The 2,056-nt window shown below is 72.5% G+C and carries 3 protein-coding genes; 2 read left to right on the forward strand and 1 reads right to left on the reverse strand.

Annotated features, from left to right (window positions below):
• On the forward strand, positions 1-473 hold a 473-nt coding region (locus tag FV222_RS24260), incomplete at its 5' end, for an inositol monophosphatase family protein (RefSeq protein ID WP_281406917.1).
• Here the strand turns inward: FV222_RS24260 and FV222_RS24265 are convergent.
• Positions 451-903 carry a YHS domain-containing (seleno)protein gene (locus tag FV222_RS24265; protein WP_246685637.1) on the reverse strand — a complete coding sequence of 151 codons (453 nt, stop codon included), beginning with the start codon at positions 901-903 and terminating at the stop codon, positions 451-453. The genes FV222_RS24260 and FV222_RS24265 overlap by 23 nt on opposite strands.
• Positions 904-1,100: 197 nt before the next feature.
• Here FV222_RS24265 and FV222_RS24270 point away from each other — a divergent pair, with 197 nt between their 5' ends.
• Positions 1,101-1,757, forward strand: coding sequence for an EipA family protein (locus FV222_RS24270; protein WP_147752617.1), 657 nt, complete (start codon positions 1,101-1,103; stop codon positions 1,755-1,757).
• Positions 1,758-2,056 lie beyond the last annotated feature (299 nt).

Genomic DNA, 2,056 nt, shown 5'->3' on the forward strand with positions numbered 1-2,056 from the left:
CGCACGAAGCGCCGATCGAGGCGGGTCGGCCCGGCTCCATCCGCGCCGTCCACACCCGCCCGGAGCCGAAGGACGGGCTCACGGCCCTGGGCAGCCGCCGCCACGGCGACATCGAGACCGAAGCCTGCCTCGACGCCCTCGGCGTCACGGAACGGCGGCCGGCCGGCTCGGCCCTCAAGTTCGCGCTGATCGCCTCGGGCGAGGCCGACCTCTACGTCCGCTGCGGCCCGACCATGGAATGGGACACGGCGGCCGGCGACCACATCCTCACCGCGGCCGGCGGCCGGGTCGTGACCCCGACCGGGCGGCCGATCATCTACGGCCGGCACGCGATGGCCTACCGCAACGGCCCCTTCGCGGCGCTCGGCGACCCCGCGCTCGCCGCCCGCGTCGCGCTGCCCGACCGGGGGCCGATCCTGCGGCCGCGAGAGAGCGCAGGCGTGCCCGAGCTCACTCCCGTGCTCCGTCCGTGAGCCCCTGCAGGGTGGGCCAGGACGCCTCGGCCTTCGCCGCGAGGCCGGGGTCCGCCACCACCCGGTCGCGGTGTTCGGCGTTTCGGAACAGGTAGAGGCGCTCGTCCACCAGAGCGAAGACGAGCGGGTCCGCGTCGACCAGCCGCCCGTCGAGGATGCCGACGAGGTCGTAGCCGCCGAGCCGCGGCGTGTAGACCGTCGGGTCGCGCAGGAACACGGCCCGGTTGGCGGCGCTGGCGAAGCGCCAGCTCCAACCCGCGCCCGAGACCTCGAACGTCGCCAGGCCCGGCTGCGGCCCCTCCGGCAGAAAGTAGCTCACCGGGTCGAACCCCGCGAGCCCGAGATAGCCGGACGCCGGCGTCTGGCCGCGTGCGGGCCCGGCGAGACCCGCCAGGACGAGGCCGGCGCAGTCACGTCGCGTTAACCACATCGTGTCCACTTGGTCCCCAGTTCTTGAGCCCGACGTTTTCTTGAGCCCGACGTTCGCAACCGGTTTCGCGGCCTCATCGATCGTCGTGCGGAGCGGCGCAAGGCCTGCCGCTTGTCCGGGGGGCGAACGCAGGGCTTCGTCCAGGCGCGCGACCGCGTCCCGTGAAGGCGCCGCCCCGAGCGGATCGAGGAGGAACCATGACCGCACCCGATTCTCCCCGCACAAACCATCTCTGCCAAGCCGACGCGAAACGCCATCCGACACCGACCCGCCGCCATGCTCTGGCCGGCCTCGGTTCGGCCGGCCTCGCCGTGCTCGGCTTGCTTCCAGGCGCCGCCCTTGCTCGCGGTGTCGACGACCCTGGCGCGCCCGAGAATTTCCGCCCGGGCGAGATCGTCGATTCGGGGCACAAGTTCTTCGGCAACGTCTCGCGCGGGCTGGCGCTGACCGTTCAGGAGGCGACCAAGCGCTGGGGCGAGCCCAACGGCTACATCCTCGGGCAGGAGGCCTCCGGCGCCATCGTCGGCGGCGTCCGCTACGGCGAGGGTACGCTCTACACCCGCAACGCCGGCCAGCGCCGGATCTACTGGCAGGGCCCGACCCTCGGGTTCGACATCGGCGGCGACGGCGACCGCACCATGATGCTGGTCTACAACCTGCCGGCGGTGAAGGGCATCTACCGCCGCTTCGGCGGCGTCGACGGCTCGGCCTACTTCGTCGGCGGCTTCGGCATGACGGCGGTGACCAACGACGGCATCGTCGTGGTCCCGATCCGCACCGGCGTCGGCGCGCGGCTCGGCATCAACGTCGGCTATCTGAAGTTCACCGGCACGCCGACCTGGAACCCGTTCTGAGGCGTCGCGAATCGCGATTTCGCGCCCGCGTCCAAAACCGGTTAGACTGAGCGCCAACGTTGGTCGGGCATGCCCGGCTCGCGGGCGCGGTGCACGGGTTCAGCTCGGGTTCCGGTGCCCGTTTCGGCGTGTGGTCGCGTCGTCGCACGAGCGGGCAGGGGTCCGCCGCGCGGCGTCGCTCAAGGGAACGAGTTCGCCCGCGTGATCGAAACCGTGATGGTCTTCGCCCTCGGCTTCCTGGTGGCGACCCTGTGCGCGCTGCTGGCGCTGCCGGCCGTGAACGCGCGCGCCGCCCGGCT

Origin of the sequence: Methylobacterium sp. WL103, from assembly GCF_008039885.1 — a bacterium.
Classification (GTDB): domain Bacteria; phylum Pseudomonadota; class Alphaproteobacteria; order Rhizobiales; family Beijerinckiaceae; genus Methylobacterium; species Methylobacterium cerastii.

What these genes read in the sequence shown, in the direction of transcription:
- FV222_RS24265 (WP_246685637.1), bottom strand. Translation starts at nt 903, where the DNA reads ATGTGGTTAACGCGACGTGACTGCGCCGGCCTCGTCCTGGCGGGTCTC.
- FV222_RS24270 (WP_147752617.1), top strand. Translation starts at nt 1,101, where the DNA reads ATGACCGCACCCGATTCTCCCCGCACAAACCATCTCTGCCAAGCCGAC.